We start from the raw sequence: 3,047 nt of genomic DNA on the forward strand, positions 1-3,047 counted from the left end.
TGTCCATTTGTACATCGGAGACCAGGTCCAGAGATTTTCTGCAGACAGGTATACCCTGAGATCGCGTGCATGGATTTTATCCACAATACGCTGCGGAATGTTGTAGCCCACTTGCAGGTTTCTCAGCCTGATGTACCCCGCATTCTGCAAAAAGCGGTCGTTAGGCACCTGCAATGCGCGGCCGGTACCCTGGGCTGTGTAGCCAACCAGCCGGGGCAGATATGCATCGAAGTTGCCTAACTCGGGACGGAACATATTGTCTTCGTGCCAGCGGGGATATGCATTGTAAGGTCTGTTGTACTGACCCCAGAAACGCGCCTCTGCCGACGGGTACCAGTCCTGTTTCATCACGCCCTGGAAAAGTCCGCTCAGGAAGATTCCATTCCAGTCGCCCGACAAGTTGATACCGAAAGTGCGGCGTGGCTCGGAGTTCCCGATGATCCGCTTATCGCCCGAGTTGCCAACCCTGTTCAGCCCGTGATAAATCACGTTGTCGCCGTCCAGGTTTTTAAATTTAATATCACCGGGATAGTTTTTCCGCGTATTTGTATTCGGGATATTGGCTTGCGAAGGTGATTCCTGGATCTCCGCTTCCGACCTGAACAATCCTTCCACCTGATAACCCCAGATCTCGCCAATGCGCTGACCTTCGTAAAACTCCCTTTGGCTTTCGTTCGGGTTATTTACGTTGGTCAGGTTCTTGTCCGGGTTGTTGTATTTGGTAATAATCGCCCAGGAATCCGCCAGCATAAATTTCAGGTTGTATTTAAATGGCTTTGAAGCCAGGTTAAACTGATCCGCCCAGTCCACTGTCAGCTCCCAACCTGTTGTTTTCAGGTCTGCATAGTTGCCTTTCGGAACCTCGATACCGAAAACATTAGGCACAGTTGGCCCCACTGTAAACATATCCGAAGTGCGGCGCTGGTACATATCCCCGGTAAATGAAAGCTTGTTCTTGAGTGTGAAGAATTCCAGACCTACGTTGCCCGTCGTGGAAGTTTCCCAGGTAAGTCCGTCGGGAACAACACCCGGCTGGCGGGTACTCTGCGGACGAATGCCGTTGATTACCCGGCCCGATTGCGAAATGGAGAATTTCTCGTTGAAAGAGTAAGGATCTACATTTCCATTACCTAATGAGCCATAGGAAGCGCGCAGTTTCAAATTGGAAAATACATTCGGGTTTACATTCCAGAAAGGCTCTTCCGAAATACGCCAGCCGGCAGATACCGACGGGAAAAATGCCCATTGCTGACTGGTCGGGAATTTGGAAGAACCATCATAGCGGCCATTCACTTCCAGGAGGTAACGCTCGCGAAAGTTGTAGTTCAGCCTGAAAAATCCACCTGCAATCGCCCATTTTTGCAAACCACCCGTAGTTACAATGCTTTGTCCCAATGCCAGGTTGATATCGTCTGCATCTGCATACACCAGCCCGTTCCGGCGCGCCGTCAAATTGCTGTAATTGGATTGCTCATAGTTGAAACCGGCCAGCAATGTGAAGTTGTGTGCATTGTTAAAAGACTTCACATAATCAGCGTAGAAGTTGGTCGCGAGGTAGTTGGTAGTCCGTTTTCTTTCCTCGATATCATTGGTATTTGTTCCGGTGTAGCCGATCACGCCTTTTGCGCGGCTGTAAGGAACCTGTACGCGGTTTTGCTGACTGCCAATGTCGGTACTCTGGAAAGTAAGGTCAGCACGAACAGAAAGTGTTTTGTCAAAAAACTGGGCTTTGGCGGCAACCTTGTTTTTGAGGAAACGCTGTGTGTTGTCAATCCCGTTTTTCCCGATATAGTAATCTCCGACGGTGTAGGCAGCCGAGAAAGAAAGCGTTCCATCCGGATTGAGCATCGGTGCCAGCGGGTGGCCTTCGTCGGCAATGTTGCGGTAAATTCCACTTCCCTCACCAACATTGATCGGCTGGTGGTATTTCATCGTCGAGTACTCGGTATTGTTGTCGATCCGCAGCCAGGGTGTTACCTGAATGCTGCCTTTCGCACGGAGGTTGTACATATTGTATGTATCCGTGTTATACCGGAACAAGCCGCCTTGCCCATTGTAACGTCCGCTCAGCAGGAAAGTAGCTTTATCGTTACCGCCTGAAATAGACAGGTTATGGTCGTGCGCACTGAAACGTTCCTTGTAGAGTTCCCGGTACCAGTCTGTACTGTAAAAATACTGGTACTCGCCCGTATTGGGATCCACTTCAAATCGCGGCAGAGAAGGATCTTCCCATCTTCTTTTAATCTCTGCGAGGTACGCCGGTGAAAAGCTGATCGTCTTGTTAATCGCGGTTGGCGTATTTCCATTATCGTTCCAGCGCGACCAGGCGTCGCTGAAACCTTGCGCCCACGGGTACGATTCCACAATGTTGTCGGGCACCTCGGTAGGCGACTTTACCGAATAATTGGCTGAGTACGAAACCGTCGTCTTGCCTTCGGCAGCAGACTTGGTCGTGATCAGTACCACGCCGAATGCAGCCCGCGCGCCGTAAATTGACGCTGAGGCTGCGTCTTTCAACACCGAAATGCTTTCGATATCGTTGGGGTTCAGAAAGCGGGGATCCGCTTCCACGCCGTCTATAAGCACAAGTGCATTCCCGCGCTGGCCGATTGACGTGGTACCGCGCACATTAAATGCAGGCGACTGGGTTGGCTTACCGTCGAGCATTTTCAGGTTCAGGTTTGGTACCGCACCGACAAGTCCCTGGGCCACATTGGTAATCGGGCGGTTGCGGAGTACTTCCTGGCCAACCTGGTCTACGGCGCCGGTCAGGTTTACCTTCTTCTGGGTCCCGTAACCGACTACAACCACTTCGTTCAGAGACTTGGCATCGGCTTTCAGCTGCACATCAATGGCGCTTCTCGTACCGATCTCAATTTCCTGGGCGAGGTATCCCACATAGGAAAATACCAAGGTGGTACTATTTTCCGGAACACTGATGCTGAAATTTCCATCGGCGTCGGTTACAGTTCCTACCTGCGTTCCTTTCACAACTACGTTCACGCCTGGAAGACCCTGGGGTGTTGGTCCGTCGGTTACCTTGCCGG

General features: G+C 51.3%; 1 protein-coding gene. It reads right to left on the reverse strand.

Translation table 11 applies throughout. The features are described 5' to 3' along the window. On the reverse strand, window positions 1-3,047 hold a 3,047-nt coding region (locus ACTIE6_RS21710), incomplete at both ends, for a SusC/RagA family TonB-linked outer membrane protein (RefSeq protein WP_439558625.1).

Origin of the sequence: Dyadobacter sp., assembly GCF_051859145.1 — a bacterium.
Lineage (GTDB): Bacteria > Bacteroidota > Bacteroidia > Cytophagales > Spirosomataceae > Dyadobacter.